A 17,678-nucleotide genomic window follows, 5' to 3' on the forward strand; every position below is an offset into this window, starting at 1 on the left:
ATGCATATCCAAAAGAACCCGGCCATCCCGGACGCTGCAGCGGGCCCTGCCGCGTACCGGCAGTACGCTCGCCAGTGGCTCGGCGCCAACCTGCCCGAGCACATGCGCGCGGACAGCGTCAACTACCGCGCGCCGTCGCTCGACGAGTGCCGCGACTGGGAGGCGTCCATGTACGACGCGGGCCTCGCGGGCATGACGTGGCCCAAGGCCTATGGCGGCCTGGGCCTCACGCTGCGCGAGCATCTGGTCGTCAACAAGGAAGTGGGCGCGCTCGCCATGCCCGAAAGCGTGAGCTCGATCGGCAAGGAACTGGCCGGTCCCATCATCCAGACCGTGGGCACGGAAGAACAGAAGCACTTGTTCCTGCCGCGCATCCTCGCGATGCAGGACTACTGGTGCCAGGGCTTCTCCGAACCCGACGCAGGCTCCGACCTCGCGCGCCTGCGGACCAAGGCCGTACCGGAGGGAGACAGCTGGCGCATCAACGGCCAGAAGATCTGGACCAGCGGGGCCGCCAAGGCGCGCTATTGCCTGCTGCTGACCCGCACCGGGACGGTGGCCGACAAGCACCGCGGCCTGCTGATGTTCGCAGTGCCCATGGACACGCCCGGCATCCGGGTGGTGCCGATCAAGTCGATCGACGGCAAGGAGTCCTTCGCCGAAGTCTTCTTCGACAACGTGGTGGTGCCCGACAGCGCGCGCCTGGGCGCACCGGACGAAGGCTGGAACGCGGCCATCCGCGTCCTGTCGATCGAACGCGCCACCAACCGCATGTACCGCGCATGGCGCTTCGACTGCGAGCTGCGCCAGCTCGTCGCTGCCTGCAAGTCCGACCCGCAACTGGCCAGGTTGCTCGGTGACGGCAGCTACCAGCGCCGCATCGGCGACGTCGTGGGCGAGATCGATGCGCTCAAGGGCCTGGTCGAGCGCACCGTGAGCCGGATGATGGCGGGCGACAAGATCGGTGCCCGTGGCTCGTTGACCAAGCTCTATTGGTCCGAGTGCCACCAGGCCTTCGCGGGCCTGGCGCTGTCTGTCGTGTCGCATGTGAACCCGCGATCCAGTGCGCTGGCACAACGCGCGCGCCAGCACTTCACCACGGCCTATTTCTACTCGCGCGCAGAGACCATCTACGCCGGCACCACCGAAGTGCAGCTGGACATCATTGCGCAACGCATCATGAACTTGCCGAAGGACCTCCAGAGATGAAACACCCCCGAAGCGCCTGCGGCACCTCCCCCTCGAAGGGACGCACCCGGCGGCCCGGCAATGCCGGTTCCGCGGGGGGAATGAAGCACCCCCGAAGCGCCTGCGGCGCCTCCCCCTCGAGGGGGCGCACCCAGCGGCCCGGCAAAGCCGGTTCCGCGGGTGCCCACGAACAGACCTCGCAGTGCGAGCCCTGCTTTCATGCGTCGCCGGAGACGCTCGGCGTCATGGAGAAGTGAGATGAGCATGTCAGACAACGATCTCAAGCCCGAAGAGTTTGCCCAGGCGGCGGCCGAGGCGATCAAGGATGCGCAGACCCGCGGCTTTCGTGATGCCGGCCAGGTGCTGGCCACCGCGGGCCTGTGCGGCGTGTGCGCGCTCGAAGACGCGGGCGGGCTGGCGTTGGGCATCGAGTTCGCATTGCCCATCGTGGCGGAGGCGGGCAAGCTGCGGCTGCACTGGCCGCTGCTCGAGACCCTGCTGATTGCCAAGGCACTCGGCGATTCGCCACTGGCGGCCCAACTGGCCAGCGGCGAACGCGTGGCCACCTGGGCGATGCAGGGCAGCCTGAAGGACAAGTGGGCCGGTCACGCGCGCTACGCCAAGGACTGCGATTGGGTGCTCGTGGCCGACGGCCAGGGCGGCGGCGCGCTGCTGGACCTGGGCTCGGTCGAGGTCCAGGACGACACGGCGCTGGACCCCGAGCACCCCCAGTCGTGGCTGACGCTGGACAGCGCCAAGGTACTGGCCGCAGTCGACGCGCCCACCTTCGCCGCCTTGCAACGCGACAGTCACATCCTGATTGCCGCCCTGGTCAACGGCGCCGCCGAAGCCGCGCTGCTCACCACGGCCGAGTACATGTCGACTCGCGTACAGTTCGGTCGCCCCCTGTCGGCCAAGCAGGCCGTGCGCCACCTGCTGGCCCGCATGCGCCTGCTGCAGGAGGCCTCCAACGCAGGCATCCAACGCCTGCTCGATACCGATGAAGATGGCCGAATCCGCGGCACGCAACCGGTTCTGGCCAATGCGCTGGCGAACGCAGCCTTCGTGCTGGAGAAATCCATCCACCTGCATGGCGGCATGGGCTTCACGTGGGAAGTGCCGCTGCACTACGCGCTGCGCGAAGTGCGCAAGTTCGACGCTGCCTTTGGCTCGGGCGCGCTGGCCCAGCAAGTCGGCCGAGACTACATCCAGTCTGTGTGAACCAAGGAACAAGAATGAACCAGGATCTGCTCGGCCGCGTGGCCCTCATCACCGGCGCCGGCGCCGGCATCGGCCGCGAGACCGCCTTGCAAATGGCCGCCCGTGGCGCCATGGTCTGCGTGAACGACCTCAAGGAAGAACTGGTCGCTCCCGTGGTCGAGGAGATCCAGTCGCGCGGCGGACAGGCCGTGGCCATCGTGCAGAACATCGCCACCCGCGAAGGCATTCGCGATGCCATCCAGCGCTCCTTCGCGTACGGCAAGCGCTTCGACATCCTGGTCAACAACGCGGCCTGGGTGCGCTATCAGGCGATTCCCGACATCATGTCCGAGACCGTCGAGCGCATGCTGGACGTGGGCTTCAAGTCCGTCATCTGGAGCCTGCAGGAAGCCGTGGCGGTGATGGACCCGGAGCGCGGCGGATCGATCGTCAACGTGGCCTCGGTGGCGGCCTTGCGCTCGGCCAGCAACTCCGTGGTCTATTCCGGAATCAAGTCGGGCATCCTGGGCATCACGCGTGCGGCGGCGGCAGAGCTGGGCGCGCGCAACATCCGCGTCAATGCCGTCTGCCCCTCGGCTGTTCTGACCGAAGGCACGCAGCGCAACCGCAACGCTGAGCGCGATGCCAACCGCATTGCCCGCACGCCGCTGGGCCGTCTGGGCACGGTGGAAGACATCGCGCGCAGCATCTGCTTCCTGGCCGGCGACGAGGCAGGCTTCATCACGGCGCAGGCCCTGGCGGTGGATGGAGGCATCACCCTGACCAACATTTGATCCTGGCCGGAACCGCAGATGCAGACTGTTCTGATCACCGGTGCGGCTTCGGGCATCGGGCGCGATACCGCTCGGTTGTTCGCCTGCGCTGGCTGGCAATGCGTGCTGATCGACAACAACGAGCGTGCCCTGCAGCAGTTGGGCGAAAGCCTGCCGTGTCCGGCCTCTGCCGCGCATGTGCTGCGCGCCATCGACTTGACCGACCCGAAGCAGATCGAAACGCTCGGCGAGGGCACGCCCGCATTGGACGCGCTGCTCAACAACGCGGGGATGTCCGACACGTCCAATACGCCGTTGGCCGAGCAGGCCCCGACGCAAACCGCTCGCCTGCTCGCACTCAACCTGGCGGCGCCGGCGGCCGTGGTCGATGCCTGCACACCGCTGCTCAAGCCCGGGGCGCGCATCGTGAATGTGTCGTCCGGCGCGGGGCTGATGGCGATTCCGTGGCGTGGCGCCTACAGCCCGAGCAAGGCGGGGCTCATCGCCCAGACCCAGGCCCTCGCGCAGGCGCGGCCCGACTGGTGCGTGACGGTGCTGGCACCGGGCTTCGTGCGCACCGAGTTGGTGGATGGACTGATCCAGGCCGGCCGGCTCAAGCCCGAGGGCGCCGTGGGCAAGATCCCGCTTGGGCGCATGGCCGCGCCCGCAGAGATGGCGCGGGCGCTGTACTTCCTGGCCAGCCCCGGTGCGGCGCCGTTGAGCGGGCAGATCCTGGCCGTGAATGGCGGCTCCTCGATCTATGGCGGCAGCCAGAGCTTGCCCCCGGCCACGCTGGATCCACTGCCGCTCGACTTGCCATTGCAACTGGAGATATGCGGAGGAGATGCAGCCCCGTGGCAAGTGGTGGCACAGCCATCCACGGCGCCGCGGGGCTATGCCGCCTGCATCGATCTGTCGCCATTGCGCACTGAGGCGGGGCTGTTGCAGGCGGGGCTGTTGCAGGCGGTCCATGCGGCCGCAGTTCGCTTTGCGGCGCGCTACACGCAGCAGGCCAGCTTGACCTTGCTACTGCCCTCCAGGAAGGCCGGGCGCTGGCAAGAAGCGGGCGATGGCAACGCTGCACGCATGCTGGTCGCGACGCTCGCCTGCGAGTGGGGCAACCGTGCCTTGCGCATCAATGCGCTGGAAGTGCCTGCGGAAGTCGATCCGCAGTCGCTGCACCCGCTGCTGCGTTACGTCGGCGGAGCCGGTGCGCAGTACCTGACAGGCCAGACGCTGGTTTGCGCGGGCGCTGCCTTGAAGGATGCACGATGAGTACGCCGGATGGTGTGGCAGAAGACATGACCGAGGCCGAGCGGGCGCGGGTCAAGGCCTTCTTCATCGCCGAGCGCGGCTACTGGCGCCCCTGGACCGAGACCATGCTCGAGGCCTGCCCGCGCTTCGTCCAGCAATACGCGCGCTACGCCGGCTATCCCGCGCGCACGGGGCCGTTGAGCGAACGCATGGTGGAGCTGATCTATGTGGCGCTCGACTCTTCTTCTTCGCATCTGTTCGAGTCCGGACTGCACACCCACATGAAGCGCGCGCTCGAAGTCGGGGCGACACGGGCCGACATCTTCGACGTGCTGCACCTGGTGGCAGTACAAGGCGTGGCCAGCATGTGCCAGGCCACGGACATCCTGGCCGAGCTCGCCGACCTGACGGAAGTGACGGCCGTCGATGAAAAGCTTCAGGCCCGCATCGACAGGCTCGGTGCCAAACATGCCCTCGCATTGAATTCCGCGACGCGCCTCGACCCCGGCTATGCCGAGGTGCTGCTCGACTTTGTCGAGCAAGGACACCCGGGGGCTGGCCTGAGCCCTGCGGAACGCAGCCTGGTGCAGTTGGCATTGCATGCCTGCTTCACGGCTTTCAACCCCGGCGCGGTACGGCAGATCGTGGCGACGGCACTCGCGCAAGGCCTGCCCGCGTCCGAACTGCTGCAGGCGATTCAGCTCGGCGCCCATCTGGCGGTGCATGGCAGCGCGCTGGGCGCCGATGTGTTCCGGCAAGTGATCGCCGCCAAGGCGTGAGCAGCGCCAACCCTGCTTGTCGGCCGCGATGCCGATGTAGAGCACGGCAAGCTGTATCGCTGGATGATTCATGGGGTCATTCCTCCCCTGAAGTCAGTTCGTTGCCGGCACCACATGTCCCAGAGCCGGGTCGGTGCTGCCGCCCGCCTGGCGGCCGACGTTGAACCACGCGGCGTACAGCGCAGGCACGAAGAAAATCGTCAACAAGGTCGCTATCGTCAGGCCGCCCATGATGGCGATCGCCATCGGGCCCCAGAACACGCTGCGCGTCAACGGAACCATCGCGAGCACCGTGGCCAGCGCCGTGAGCAATACCGGGCGGGTCCGGTGGATCGCGGCGTCCAGCACCGCATTCCACGGATCGCGACCCTCGGCGATCTCGGTCTGCACCTGGTCGATCAGGATCACCGAGTTGCGCATGATCATGCCGCCCAGGGCGATGATTCCCAGGATCGCGACGAAGCCGAGCGGCGCTTGGAACACGAGCAGCGCGGGCACCACGCCGATCAGGCCGAGCGGCGCGGTGAGCACCACCATCCACATGCGGGAGAAGTCCTGCAGTTGCAGCATCAGCAGCAGCAGGATGCTCACCAGCATCAGCGGGGCCACTGCCAGGAGTGCCTTGTTCGCCTTGGCGCTCTCCTCCACCGCGCCGCCCACGTCGACGCGATAGCCCGAGGGCAGCTTGGCTTGGATGTCCTTCAGCAGCGGCAAGATCTCCTGCGTCACCGACACGCCCTGCTCGCCGTCCTTCACATCGGCGCGCACGGTGATCGCCATGTCGCGGTTGCGCCGCCACAGCACCGGCTCCTCCTGTTCGTAGCGCACGCTCGCCACCTGTGACAGCGGGACCACCGTGCCCTGGCGGGTGTAGAGGTTGATGTCCTTGAGCGTATCGAGATTGAGCCGCTCGTCGGGCACGGCGCGCGCCACGATGTCGATCAGGTCCTCGTGTTCGCGCAACTGCGAAAGTGTCGCTCCGTTCAACACGCTCTGGCTCACCAGCGACACCTCGGCCGGCGTCAGGCCGAGCGCGCGCGCCTTGTCCTGGTCGAGCTGCACCTTCAGCGCGCGCACCGGGTCGTTCCAGTCCAGCTGGACGTCGCGCACCTTCGGGTTCGAGGCGACCAACTTCTCCACCTCACGGGCGATCTTGCGCACCGCCTGCGTGTCGGGGCCGACCACGCGGAACTGCACAGGGAATCCGACCGGCGGCCCCAGCTCCAGACGGGTCACGCGCACCCAGGCCTGCGGGAACTGCTGGTCGGCTGCGGCCATCAGGCGCGAGCGGACCTCCTCGCGCGCCCGCAGGTCCTTGGTCATCACGACGAACTGGGCATAGCCCGGGTTGGGCAGTTCGGGGTTGAGCGCGAGGTAAAAGCGGGGCGCGCCGGCGCCGGTGTAGGCCGTGAAGAACTTGACGTCCTGGTCCTTGGCCAGCACAGCTTCCATCTTCTTCACCTGCTCGGTTGTCGCCGCGATGGAAGAGCCTTCCTTCAAGCGCAGGTCCACGACCAGTTCGGGACGCGAACTGCTGGGAAAGAACTGCTGCGGCACCAGCTTGATCCCGGCAATCGCGACCCCGAGCGCGGTGACCGTCACCCCGATCACCAGCCAACGGCGCCGGATGGCGAGGTCGATCAGCCCGCGCAGCCTGCGATAGAACCTGGTGTCGTACGGGTCGCCCGCGTGGTGGTGCTGACCGAAGTCCTTTGGCAGCATCTTTACAGCAAGGTACGGGGTGAAGATGCCTGAGCAGATCCACGAAAACACCACCGCGGCGCCGACGATCCAGAAGATGCCGCCCGCGTATTCGCCGGTGGTCGACTTCGACAAGCCGATCGGCAGGAAGCCGGCGACCGTGATCAGCGCCCCGGTCAGGCGCGGCATGGCGGTGGCCTGGTAGGAGTAGGCAGCCGCCTTCACGCGATCCATGCCGGCTTCCATCTTCACCACCATCATCTCGATCGCGATGATTGCGTCGTCCACCAGCAGGCCGAGCGCGATGATCAGTGAGCCGAGCGAGATGCGCTCGAGGTTCCAACCCATCGCCAGCATCACCAACGCCACGCCTCCGAGCACCAGGGGCACCGAGGTGGCAACGACGATGCCGGTGCGCCAGCCGAGGCTGACCAGGCTCACCGCGATCACGATGATCAGCGCCTCCATCAGCGAGCGCTCGAAGTCCCAGATCGCGTCCTTCACGGTGGTGGGCTGGTCGGCCACGCGCTCCAGCTCAACGCCGTGCGGGAGCTCGGACTGGATCCTGGCAACCGCGTCGTCCATCGCCTTGCCGAGTTGCACGATGTTGCCGTCATCGGTCATCGTGACGCCGAGCATCAACACCGGCTGGCCGTTCTGGCGCACGGTGTAGGTCGGCGGATCCTCGAACCCGCGTTTAACGGTCGCGATGTCGCCGAGCTTGATCGTCCGGCCGCCGGCAGTGATCGGCACGTTGCGGATGTCGTCGTCGCTGGCGAACTGGCCGCTCACGCGCACCATGACGCGGTCGCCATGGGTGTCGACCTGGCCCGCGGGCACCATGGCGTTCTGGCTCTTGAGGCTTTCAGCGATGGCCAGCGGCGTGATGCCCAGTGCGGCCAGGCGCTCGTGCGAGAACTCCACGTAGACGCGCTTGGCCTGCTTGCCGACGACGTCGACCTTCTTGACCATCGGCACCTTCAGCAGGCGGCGCTTGATGTCCTCGGCTGCGTCCGACAGCTCGGCGTGGCCGATGCCGTCGCCCTTGACGGCATACATCAGGCCATACACATCCCCGTACTCGTCGTTGACTATCGGACCAACGACACCGTCGGGCAGCTCCAGGCGCAGGTCGTTCAGCTTCTTGCGCGCCTGGTACCAGGCCTCGTGCTGGTCTGCCTTGGAGGTACCGCCCTTCACCGTGAGCGTCATGCCGCCGTATCCCTGCCGAGCAAAGGTGACCACCTTCTCGAAGTGGTCGACCTGCTCGAACTTTTTCTCCATGCGGTTGAGCACCTCGTCCTGCATCTGCTGCGCAGTGGCACCTGGCCAGATGACCATCGCAGTCATCGAAGGCACGGAGAAGCTCGGGTCCTCGAGCTGGCCGAGCTTGGTGAAACTGAATGCGCCGGCCAACGCGACGATGAGGAGCATGAACAGGACGACCGCGCGGTGGCGCAGCGCCCAGTCGGTCAGGTTGAAGTTGTTCATTGGGCGGCCTGCTTCGTGCTGTCTGCTTTGGCGAGCGCCGCATCGGGCAGCGCAACCTTCAGTCCGGGCGCCATCTTTTGCACCCCGGCGGTGACGACCTGCTCGCCGGCCGGCGGGCCGGTCACCAGAACCTCGTCGTTGCGGTAGCCGTGCACCTGGACGCGCACGAGTTCGACGGCGCCCACCGGCTCCTTGCCGGCGTGCTTGACCACCCACACCGCGGGCTGGCCACTGGCTTGCGTGAGCGCGCTGGCCGGAAGGGATGCCAGCGGCGTCTCCGACATCACCCGGTCAGTCAAAAGCGTGGCCGTCGCGCCCAGTGGCAGGGACCGCGCGCCAACCGGCTTCAGCCGGGCGCGGTAGGTACGCGTTTGCGAAGCCGCCTGTGGCGACATCTCGCGCAGGGAGACCTCGAAAGCGTCATCGGGCGCGCTCGCCAACGAGGCCTTGAAGCGCGCCGACTTGAACGCCGCCAGCTGGTCCTCGGGCACGTCGACGACGATTTCGGGCGCGCCGGGGTCGGCGATCGCGACCACCGGCAGACCTTCTGCGAGCACCTGGCCCACTTCGAAGCGCACCGCGGTGACCACCCCGCCGCGCGAGGCGCGCAGCGTGGTGTACTTCAGCCGGTTGCGCGCGAGCTCGAGCTGACGCGCCTGCGCGCCTTCGGCAGCCTGCGACGTCTCCGCGCCGCTGTGGGCATGCTCGTCGTCGGCCACGCTGACGGAGCCGTCGGCTTTCAGAGAGCCCAGGCGCTTGCGATCCGACTCGGCCTGGCGGGCCTGCGTGACGGCAGCCGACCATTGCTGCCGCGCGGCTTCCTCGGCCAGCCGGTAGTCGCTGTCGTCCAGCACCGCGAGGATGTCACCCTCGCGTACCAACTGGCCGACATCGACCTTGCGCTGTGCAACCTTGCCGCCCACGCGGAAGGCCTGGTCGACTTCGTAGCGGGATTGCACGGTGCCTGCGTAGCGGTTGGCTTCGCGGGCGGCGTCATATCGGACATCGGCAGTGCGCACCGGCCGGGGCGCTTCGGCATGCGGCTTGTCAGGGCTGCACGCGGAGAGTAACGCGGCTACGGCCAAAGCGCCGGCCACGGAAAGAGAGTTCTTCAAGACAGTACCTCGTGGAGAGCGATGGGTTTCAGGAATGCGACGCCGGGGTGGCGCTGGCGGAGGTGGATTGCGCTGCGGGCTCGGTGACAGGCTCGAACACCTGCCAGCCCCCGCCCAGCGCCTTGTAGAGCTGCACGCTGTCGAGCAGCAACTGGGTGTTGCTGTCGTTGGCGCTCAGACCCACTGCCAGGCGCGAGCGCTGCGCATCCAGCAGCGGCAGCAGGTCGATCTGGCCGCGGTCGTAGAGCGACTGGGCGCGGCCCAGGGCTGCTTCAGCGGAAGCAGCAGCGCTGTGAAGCGTCTGTGATCGCTGCCGTTCCGAGGAGAGCGCGACCAAGGCGTTCTCCACGTCCTCCAGCGCGCGCACCATGCCATCCTCGGCGCGCAGCAGCGCCTCGCGCTGGCCGCTCTCGGCGATCTCATTGATCGCACGCGTGCGCCCCGCGTTGAAGATCGGCATCGCGAGCAGGGCCGCCACGTTGGTGTAGCGCGCAGCGCCCAGACCGATACCGTTCAGTTCCACGTTCTGGCGGCCGAACGACGCGTCGAGAAACAGCCGCGGAAACCATTCGGCTGCGGCCTGCTGGCGGCGCGCGTTGGCCGCATCCAGCTGTGCCATCAGGGCGAGCACGTCGGGCCGGCGTTGCAGCAGCGCGGCAGGCTGTCCTGGCTGGGCCTGGGGCACCACCACATCGCCGCGCCAGGGCTCGACCTGCGCGGCATTGAAGGCCTGCTCGCCGATCAGCACCGCAATGCGATGCCGCGAGACCGCCGCAATCGTCTCCAGCGGAGGAATCTGTGCCCGCGCCGTTTCGGCCTCGGTCTGCGAGCGCTCCACGTCGAACGAGGTCGCGAGGCCGGCGCGCTGGCGCGCGTTCACCAGGCGCAGCGTTTCGTCACGGGCAGAGGAGATCGCACGCAGGGTGTCGAGCTGGCGCGTCGCGCCCACCAACGTGAAGTAATTGATGGCGACGTCGGTCATCACCAGCAGGCGCACACCGCGCAAGCCGTCTTCCACCGCCAGCGCGTCCGCTGCGGCGGCGGCCGCGCCCGCACGCAGGCGACCGCTCAAGTCAATCTCCCACGAGACGTCGAGGCCGGCGCTGCCGATCCTGGTGTCCGGCTGCAACTTCTTCACCGAGTCGCCGTAGCCGCTGCCGCGATCGCTGCCCGAGCCCACGGCGCTGACGCTGGGCATCAGGAAGGACCGGCTGACCGTTACGCCGGAACGCGCCGCGCGCAGGCGCTCGGCCGCGACCTTCACGTCGCGGTTCTCGCGCGCCGCACGGCGCACCAAGTCGGTCAATACCGGGTCGTGGAAAGTTTCCCACCAGGCGGTCTCGGGCTCGATGTCCGATGGCGGGCTCGCGGCGAACTGGGCCGGCACCTCGATCGTCGGATGCGCGGGCGGCGTGGAACAGCCGGTGAACATCAGGGTGATCGATGCGGCCAGCGTCGCTGCGACAAAGAGACCGGCCGGCTGACCAGCGCGTTTGGAAAGCTTATGCCTGGCTTGGTGGAACGGCATAGGTGCGGATGGAGGTGACATCGGAGTGGACTCGTCTGATTTGATGGGGTTAGCGTAGGTCGCGACGCGCTCGAAGTCGTCAGCGTTGCGTCGGCGTTCGGTCGACATGCGGTCGAAGACCGGACCGCGCGGCGCGCTCATGCGGCCGGGTCGTCGGCCGGGCGGTCGGTGGCGCCGACCTGGAGATCGCTGGCGATGGAATGCACCAACTCGCGGGCGCTCGCAAATTCGAGTTGGCGCCCGGTGACCAGGTTTTCGAGGCGGCCCGCTAGCGCCTCGGGCGAGGCGTCACTGCGCAGTTTCAAGACGTAGGCCCGACGGTTCGGGTACTTGGATTCAGGGTTCAACACCATGGGAGCCTGTAGATGGGAGAAGTTCGGCGTCAGCGTAGGCCCATCCCCGGTTCGAGTCGTCAGCGAAAGGTCGACGAACGGTCGAGACTGCGCTCGCATGCAAACGCGACGGAATCCCGACCTGTCGCTGACGACTACGGTGACCAGCGTCCCTAGCATCACCCCCATCACTACCGCCCGCTCCGCGAGGCTCCGGCACATGAACCACAAGCTCACACCCGGGCGGCTGCTGGCCGCCGCCATCGTCGTCCTGTCCGTCTGGATCGTGCATGACTTCATCGAGGCTCTGCTGGCGGCCTGCGTGACCGCGATCGCGAGCTGGCCGCTCTATGCCGCATTCAGGGACCGCCTGCCGAGTCGCATCGGCAAGAGCGCAGGCGCCGCGATATTCACCGGCGCGATGACGGTGTTCGTGCTGGCACCACTGCTCTTCGCTTGCTGGGCGCTGCTGAGCGAGGCGCACGCTTTGCTGCTGGGCCTCGCCGCAGCCGACAGCCAGGGGATCGGTGTGCCCGAATGGCTGGCGAACGCCCCCGTCATGGGGCCCTGGCTGGCCGCGCGCTGGCAAAGCCAACTCGTCAACCCGGGCGCGCTGCTGCTGCTGACGCAACGCACCGATCCCTCCGCACTTCTCGGCTGGGCACAGGCGCTCGGACAGTTCACCGCCCGGCATGCGCTGATCGTCGGGTTCGCGATCTTGCTACTGGCTTTCTTCTACCGGGAAGGTGCGTCACTGAAGCTCGAGCTGAACCGCGGGCTGCGCGACGCCGTCGGTGACCGAGCCCAACCGTATGTCGACATTGCCACGCGTGCGGTGCGCGCCTCGGTGAACAGCATGCTGGTCGTGGCGTTGTTCGACGGCCTCGCGATCGCGTTGGCCTACACCATCGCCGATGCACCGCGCGCGCTGCTCTGGGCCGCAATCACAGGTTCGCTGGCGGCCGTGCCGTTCCTCGGTTATGGGGCAGTGGCCGCGATGGCGGTGCAACTCGCGCTGAAGGGCGGGCCCACGACGGCACTGCTGTCGCTGCTGCTGGGTTGCGCGGTGCTGATCACAGGCGACAAGCTGGTGCGCCCGATGGTGGCGAGCGGCGGGATGCGGTTGCCATTCGTCTGGGTCTTGATGGGCTGCATTGGTGGCTTCGGCGTGCTGGGCCTGACCGGGGTCGTGATCGGCCCCGTGGCGCTGACGCTGGCTTGGGAATTGTGGGAGCAGCGGGTGCGCGAGCCCAGGCGCTGATGCGCTGGCGGCGGCGCGTTGTCAGGCCGGCTTCACGGCATCGAGGACGGACTGCGCGCGCCGCACCGACACGGTGTCGCGGGCTTCGGGCAGCTGGTCGACCAGCACGGCAAGTGCACGGCGCTCCACGGCGGCCGCCTCGTGGTGCTCGCACAGGTCGACGAGCGCGAGCAGCTCGAGCCAAGGCGCTTCCTGTGCCCGCGCCTCCTCGATCGCGCGCCGGACCGAGGCGGCGCCGGCGTCGACCCGGCCTTGCGCACGGGCGATGTCCGCCTCCAGCAGCCAAAGCTGCGGCAGGTATACGCGCTCGGCCAGCTCGTCGGCGACCTGAAGCGCTTCCTGGAGCTGGATCTGTGCACCATCCCCATCGCCGGCCAGCAGCAGGGCTTGCGCCGCATAGCCCAACACCTCGCTGGCGCCGGAGCGCATGCCGAGCCGCGAGTTCTCTTCGAAGGCCTCGCGAATCAGGCGATAGCCTTCGAGCGGTGCGCCGCGCATGGCCTGCGCCCAACCACGGAACCAGCGGCATGCCGTCCGGCCCTGCGCCAGGGAGAACTCATCGACCAGCGCCTGCATCTCTTCGGCCAGGGCTGCCACGCCTTCGGCGTTGCCCAGGCGCACTTCGAACAGCGCTTGCCGCCAAGTGGCGTCGAGGCGCGTCATCGGATGGCGCAGCTCGCGTGCGCGCTCGCGCGAACGCTGCGCATGCGCGAGAGCCTGCTCGACCAGGCCGCGCTGCACGAACTCGATGGCCAGCAGCCCGTGCAGCGTCACCTGCGTATCGGCGACGTAAATCTCCGTGGCCGCCGTTTCCAGCGCCTTGGCGGCGGCGAGCCCGCGCTCCAACCATGCGCGCGCCGCCCGGGGCCGGCCCTGCAAAAAGTTCACCTGGCCATGCACGATGCACGCCACAAGCTTCAGCGCCGAATCGTTTGATCCCGACGCGAGCGCCTCGGTGCACTGCGCCACCGCCAGCGCCTGCGCGTACTCGCCGCGCAGGCTCAGCACGTACCCGAAGCCGTACAGCAGGCGCCCGCGCATCGCGTGCCCGGGCATGGCCGGCAGCAGCGTGTAAGCACGCTCGAAAGCGTTTCTGGCTTCGCTGCCGACGCCCAGCGATTGGAAGGCCGCCGCGCCGTGCAACGTGGCGATCACTATCTCGAGCACGTTGCGCTCTTCCCCCTGCGGCGCCTGCTGCAGCAGCGCCTCGGCGCGCTCGACATGGCTCAGGCACGAGGCAGGACTGAAGTGCAGCAGCGCGGCCTCGGCCGCCTCGGCGTAGTAGCGCAGTGAGGTCATCGACTGCCGCCCGCGGTCGAAGTGCATCGCCAACTCCGCCGTAGCAACCGGCACGCCGGCCGAACGCTCCCGTTCGAGGGCCGCGCCCACCTTGCGATGCAGCTGCGTGCGGGCCGCGGGCGCCGTGCGCTCGTACAGAACCTGGCGGAATAGCGCGTGCCGGAACGCGTAGGGCGGCTCGGCCGCCTCGTCGCCCTCGGGGGCGCGGGGCGCGGCGAGCCACACCTGCTCGCGCACGAGAGCCTCGCAGGCTTCGGCCACCGACGTGACATCGCGCTCAAGGGCCAGTGCCACCGTATCGACGCGAAACTCCACCCCGCAGACAGCCGCCGCCGCAAGCAGGGCGCGCGGCTCGCTGCCCAGCCTGGCAATGTAGTGGTCGATGATGGCCGCCAGGTTTTCCGGTACCGCCACAGCCGCGAGCCGCGCCTCCACCGCCGCGTCGTCCGCCGTGCGATCCATCACCTCGGTGATGACCGACGAGACGAACAGCGGCACGCCGTCCGTACGCTCGTGCAGCGCACGGACGAACGCCTCGTCACGCGCGAGCGAGGCCGAGCGTTGCGCGATGTAGTCGGCGACCTCGGTCTCCGAGAACGGATCGAGCACCACCTCCTGGCACAACCGCTGCTGACGCAGTTCGTGCCGCAGCGGGTTGAGCGGATGGTCCAGTGCGATCACCTCGGCCAGGCGGAAGCTTGACAACCACATCAGGCGCGCGCGCCCACGGCGCCGCGCCACGTAGTCGATCAGCTGGATTGTCGCGCGGTCGCTCCAATGCAGGTCTTCCGTCACCAGCAGCAGCGGACGCTGCTCCGTGTAGCGGTCGAGCAGTTCGGCCATCTCGCGCAACATCCGGTCCGGCCCCAAGCCGGCAAGCTCGCGCCGCAGCGTTTCGCGTTCCTCCGCGGTGCTCAGCCACGGCAGCTGCAGCAGCCACGTCGGTGCGACCGTGCGCAGCAGTGCCGGCAACGTGCGGTCACCGCGGCACAGCTCGGCGAGCGCTTCCAGCACCGGCAGGTAGGGCTCACCGGTGCCGTAGTGCTCCACGCATTGCCCGCGCGCGCAGGCGATGCCGCCGAGAGTGGTCACGAAGTGTTCGATCAGTGTGGTCTTGCCGATGCCCGGTTCGCCGGCGACCCAGACCATCGCGCGCTCCCCGCTGCAAGCCTGATCCCACCCCTGCCGCAACCGGGCGCTTGCGTCCGCCCGGCCGATGAACGCGGGCGATGGTCGCAGGCCCGCGGCGACCGCCACCACCGTCGCAGTCGCAGTCGCCGCGGGAGATGGTGCCGGGCTCGCCAAGGCGGCCGGCACCGCGATGAAGCGATAGCCGCGCCGCGACACGGTCTCGATGAAGCGCGGCTCCCGCGGGTTGTCGCCGAGCACCATGCGCAGGTCACTGATGGCGGTCTTGAGCACCGATTCGCTGACGAACTGGTGGCCCCACACCGCATCGAGCAGCGCGTCCTTCGTCAGCAGCGCGCCCGGCTGGCGCGCCAGCGCGCACAGCAGGTTGAAGGGCGTGGGCGCGAGCGCGACGGCATTTCCGTTGCGAAGCAGGCGGGCGTTCGCCTCGTCGAGATCGAAGTCGTCGAAGCGAATCAGCAGGGGATTCATGTCGGACACCGGGTGCGCCACGTGCGTCGTGCGCGGGGACCGGAACGAACCATCGATGGGCCAGTGATTCGAGTCATGTCGTTGCAGCCGCGCCATCGAGCTTCTCAACCGGCCTTTCGACGCCCGACCACAAGCCGGGCCGTCTCCGCCACGCCTGGCGCGGGGATTTCCGAGGTCTCGACGAGCAAACCCGCGGACAGAATCTCGACCGGCTTCAGCGGGCTGTTGACGATGCGCTCTGCGCTCTTGGCATCCAGGCCCAGCCCACGCAATGCGGCCGCGGCGCTCTGCTCCGCGAAGTCGCTCTCGCAGCCAGGTTCGAGCATGCGATGCGTCGCGCCGAGCACAGCACCCGTCACGATGTCGAGGGCCAATGCGATCGGCATGCGTGTGAATCGACCCTGCCGGATCCCCTCGGTCAGATCTCTCTTGACGAAGTCGAGCAGCATGTTCGGGCTTCGCGCGTCCGGCCATCCGAGGCGGATCAGGAATGCGGCCGCCAGCGGATGGTCGATGGCCAGCCGGGCCACCAGTCGAATCCCGATCGACACCCGTTCAGCCGGATCGTCGTAGCTCCGCACAACGGGCTCGGCCATTCCGATCAGCTCGTTGGCGATCTCGATGGCGAGTTCCCGGACCAACGCGTCGGGCGACGGGAAGTACTTGTAGAACGTGCCCCGCGACACCTCGGCGGCGGAAATCACATCGTCGATCGACGTCGCCGCGGGCCCCTTTTCCGCGACGAGTCTCATCGCGCTTGCCAGCAGGCGTGCGCGCATGCGTTCGCGTCTCTCAGCCGCGACGCGATGGCGGTGGTCATTCGTTTGCATGGATGGATTGTGCCCAGTGCCCGGTCAATTATAACGACAATCTTGTCATGATGACACGTTTGTTATTATGATGACCAATCGACACCCATTTCCAATCGCTCGAAAGACCACACGATGCTCAGCCCCTCCCGGCCCTTTCAACTCACGCTCGCACTCGTCGTCGCCGCCTTTCACACCGCGGCGCCGGCAGTCAATGGCGCGCTGCCGGGTGGCAATGGGATCAAGAACGCGTCAATGGGCGGCGCCTCGATCGCGCTGCCGCTGGACGCCGTGGCCGCAGCGAACAATCCCGCCGGCATTGCGTTCGTGCCGTCGTCCGCGACGCTCGGCCTGCAGGTGTTCAGCGGGCACTCTTCTGCAGACTATGTCCTGCCGGGCAACCACCTCGAGAACCGCCAGACACAGATGGCCCCCGATGGCGGCTTCATCTGGCATTCAACTCCCGAGGTCACTCTCGGGATCAGCATGTCGGGCGCCGGCGCGGGCTCCGACTACGGTCAACCCGCCCTGCCGGTGCCCGGTGCGGGAACGGCAAAGACATCGCTTCGCGTCGCCGAATTCATTCCCGCCATGGCCTGGAAGCCCACGCCTGAACTGGCACTTGGCCTCGGACTCACGCTGGCATGGCAGCAATTCGATGCCGATGGCGTGATCGTGCCTGCCCCCGTGCCTGGCGGCTTGTTGCCGATTCCCGGTCACGGCAATCAGACGGCGACCGGCGTTGGCCTTCGAGGCGGCTTGCTGTGGACGCCGACGGCGGACTGGTCGCTCGGCATGAACGTCAAGTCCCGCGCCCGCATGGGCCGGCTCGACGGCTACGACCGCGACCTGCTGGCGTACAGCGACGGACGCCTCGACGTGCCTGGTCAGTACGGGGTCGGCGTCGCGTGGCGGCCTACCGAACGGCTCACCCTGGCCGCCGATTGGCTGCGCATCCTGTGGGGCGAGATCAAGGCGATGCAGGACCCGAACGGGTTCACCTGGCACAACCAGCCTGTTGTGCGCCTTGGCGCGGCGTGGTTGCTCGACGACCGTTGGACCTTGCGGGCCGGGTACAGCCGCAATCGCAGCCAGATCGACCCTTCGCGCGCGGTGCAGAACCTGCTCGTGCCTTCGATCAACGAGCGGGCCTACACCGCGGGCCTCAGTTGGCGCGTCGACACGCACTCGGAACTGAACCTCGGCTACGAGCTGAATCCACGCACCACGCTGACCGGCACCGGCGCCAGCGCAGGCACTTCCCTGACGAGCAAGGTCCAGATGTTCCTTCTCGGCTACCACTACACCTTCTGAAAGGAGACACACCA

Annotated in this window: 13 protein-coding genes; 7 read left to right on the plus strand and 6 right to left on the minus strand. The window is 67.8% G+C overall.

The window, feature by feature from the left end; genetic code table 11:
• From WKW80_RS23260 to WKW80_RS23280, 5 genes are all read left to right on the plus strand, one after another.
• A complete protein-coding gene (locus WKW80_RS23260) occupies positions 1-1,209 on the plus strand; it encodes an acyl-CoA dehydrogenase family protein (protein ID WP_340365935.1) in 1,209 nt (402 codons plus the stop codon).
• A gap of 237 nt (positions 1,210-1,446) precedes the next feature.
• Complete coding sequence (locus tag WKW80_RS23265; RefSeq protein WP_340365936.1) at positions 1,447-2,409, plus strand: acyl-CoA dehydrogenase family protein; 963 nt, start codon at positions 1,447-1,449, stop codon at positions 2,407-2,409.
• 14 nt (positions 2,410-2,423) lie between these two features.
• Positions 2,424-3,182, plus strand: a complete 759-nt coding sequence (locus WKW80_RS23270) for an SDR family NAD(P)-dependent oxidoreductase (protein WP_340365937.1) — start codon at positions 2,424-2,426, stop codon at positions 3,180-3,182.
• Positions 3,183-3,200: 18 nt separating this feature from the next.
• Positions 3,201-4,436: an SDR family NAD(P)-dependent oxidoreductase gene (locus WKW80_RS23275; protein WP_340365938.1), complete on the plus strand. Its 1,236-nt coding sequence runs from the start codon at positions 3,201-3,203 to the stop codon at positions 4,434-4,436.
• Entirely contained in the window at positions 4,433-5,194 is a 762-nt protein-coding gene (locus tag WKW80_RS23280; protein ID WP_340365939.1) for a carboxymuconolactone decarboxylase family protein, read from the plus strand. Before WKW80_RS23275 ends, WKW80_RS23280 begins: the two co-directional genes overlap by 4 nt.
• Before the next feature lie 93 nt (positions 5,195-5,287).
• Here WKW80_RS23280 and WKW80_RS23285 read toward each other — a convergent pair whose 3' ends face one another.
• The 4 genes from WKW80_RS23285 to WKW80_RS23300 form a co-directional block, all read right to left on the minus strand.
• Entirely contained in the window at positions 5,288-8,386 is a 3,099-nt protein-coding gene (locus WKW80_RS23285) for an efflux RND transporter permease subunit (protein ID WP_340365940.1), read from the minus strand.
• Positions 8,383-9,501 (minus strand): efflux RND transporter periplasmic adaptor subunit, encoded by a 1,119-nt coding sequence (locus WKW80_RS23290; RefSeq protein ID WP_340365941.1) that lies wholly within the window; start codon positions 9,499-9,501, stop codon positions 8,383-8,385. Before WKW80_RS23290 ends, WKW80_RS23285 begins: the two co-directional genes overlap by 4 nt.
• A 28-nt stretch (positions 9,502-9,529) precedes the next feature.
• Positions 9,530-11,029, minus strand: coding sequence for an efflux transporter outer membrane subunit (locus WKW80_RS23295; RefSeq protein WP_340365942.1), 1,500 nt, complete (start codon positions 11,027-11,029; stop codon positions 9,530-9,532).
• A gap of 137 nt (positions 11,030-11,166) precedes the next feature.
• Positions 11,167-11,382: a hypothetical protein gene (locus WKW80_RS23300; protein WP_340365943.1), complete on the minus strand. Its 216-nt coding sequence runs from the start codon at positions 11,380-11,382 to the stop codon at positions 11,167-11,169.
• Between the two features lie 199 nt (positions 11,383-11,581).
• Here WKW80_RS23300 and WKW80_RS23305 point away from each other — a divergent pair, with 199 nt between their 5' ends.
• Entirely contained in the window at positions 11,582-12,622 is a 1,041-nt protein-coding gene (locus WKW80_RS23305; protein ID WP_340365944.1) for an AI-2E family transporter, read from the plus strand.
• Between the two features lie 21 nt (positions 12,623-12,643).
• On the opposite strand, the gene WKW80_RS23310 is transcribed toward WKW80_RS23305, so the two are convergent.
• Positions 12,644-15,541 carry an ATP-binding protein gene (locus tag WKW80_RS23310; RefSeq protein WP_340365945.1) on the minus strand — a complete coding sequence of 966 codons (2,898 nt, stop codon included), beginning with the start codon at positions 15,539-15,541 and terminating at the stop codon, positions 12,644-12,646.
• A gap of 104 nt (positions 15,542-15,645) precedes the next feature.
• A complete protein-coding gene (locus tag WKW80_RS23315) occupies positions 15,646-16,371 on the minus strand; it encodes a TetR/AcrR family transcriptional regulator (protein ID WP_340365946.1) in 726 nt (241 codons plus the stop codon).
• 114 nt (positions 16,372-16,485) lie between these two features.
• Between WKW80_RS23315 and WKW80_RS23320 the strand changes: the two genes are divergently transcribed.
• Complete coding sequence (locus WKW80_RS23320) at positions 16,486-17,664, plus strand: OmpP1/FadL family transporter (protein ID WP_340365947.1); 1,179 nt, start codon at positions 16,486-16,488, stop codon at positions 17,662-17,664.
• Positions 17,665-17,678: the final 14 nt, after the last annotated feature.

Origin of the sequence: Variovorax humicola, from assembly GCF_037889915.1 — a bacterium.
Taxonomy (GTDB): domain Bacteria; phylum Pseudomonadota; class Gammaproteobacteria; order Burkholderiales; family Burkholderiaceae_C; genus Variovorax; species Variovorax humicola.

Excerpts from the sequence above, each read along its gene's own strand:
- WKW80_RS23260 (WP_340365935.1), top strand. The coding sequence starts at position 1 with ATGCATATCCAAAAGAACCCGGCCATCCCGGACGCTGCAGCGGGCCCT.
- WKW80_RS23265 (WP_340365936.1), top strand. The coding sequence starts at position 1,447 with ATGAGCATGTCAGACAACGATCTCAAGCCCGAAGAGTTTGCCCAGGCG.
- WKW80_RS23270 (WP_340365937.1), top strand. The coding sequence starts at position 2,424 with ATGAACCAGGATCTGCTCGGCCGCGTGGCCCTCATCACCGGCGCCGGC.
- WKW80_RS23275 (WP_340365938.1), top strand. The coding sequence starts at position 3,201 with ATGCAGACTGTTCTGATCACCGGTGCGGCTTCGGGCATCGGGCGCGAT.
- WKW80_RS23280 (WP_340365939.1), top strand. The coding sequence starts at position 4,433 with ATGAGTACGCCGGATGGTGTGGCAGAAGACATGACCGAGGCCGAGCGG.
- WKW80_RS23285 (WP_340365940.1), bottom strand. The coding sequence starts at position 8,386 with ATGAACAACTTCAACCTGACCGACTGGGCGCTGCGCCACCGCGCGGTC.
- WKW80_RS23295 (WP_340365942.1), bottom strand. The coding sequence starts at position 11,029 with ATGCCGTTCCACCAAGCCAGGCATAAGCTTTCCAAACGCGCTGGTCAG.
- WKW80_RS23300 (WP_340365943.1), bottom strand. The coding sequence starts at position 11,382 with ATGGTGTTGAACCCTGAATCCAAGTACCCGAACCGTCGGGCCTACGTC.
- WKW80_RS23305 (WP_340365944.1), top strand. The coding sequence starts at position 11,582 with ATGAACCACAAGCTCACACCCGGGCGGCTGCTGGCCGCCGCCATCGTC.
- WKW80_RS23310 (WP_340365945.1), bottom strand. The coding sequence starts at position 15,541 with ATGAATCCCCTGCTGATTCGCTTCGACGACTTCGATCTCGACGAGGCG.
- WKW80_RS23315 (WP_340365946.1), bottom strand. The coding sequence starts at position 16,371 with ATGCAAACGAATGACCACCGCCATCGCGTCGCGGCTGAGAGACGCGAA.
- WKW80_RS23320 (WP_340365947.1), top strand. The coding sequence starts at position 16,486 with ATGCTCAGCCCCTCCCGGCCCTTTCAACTCACGCTCGCACTCGTCGTC.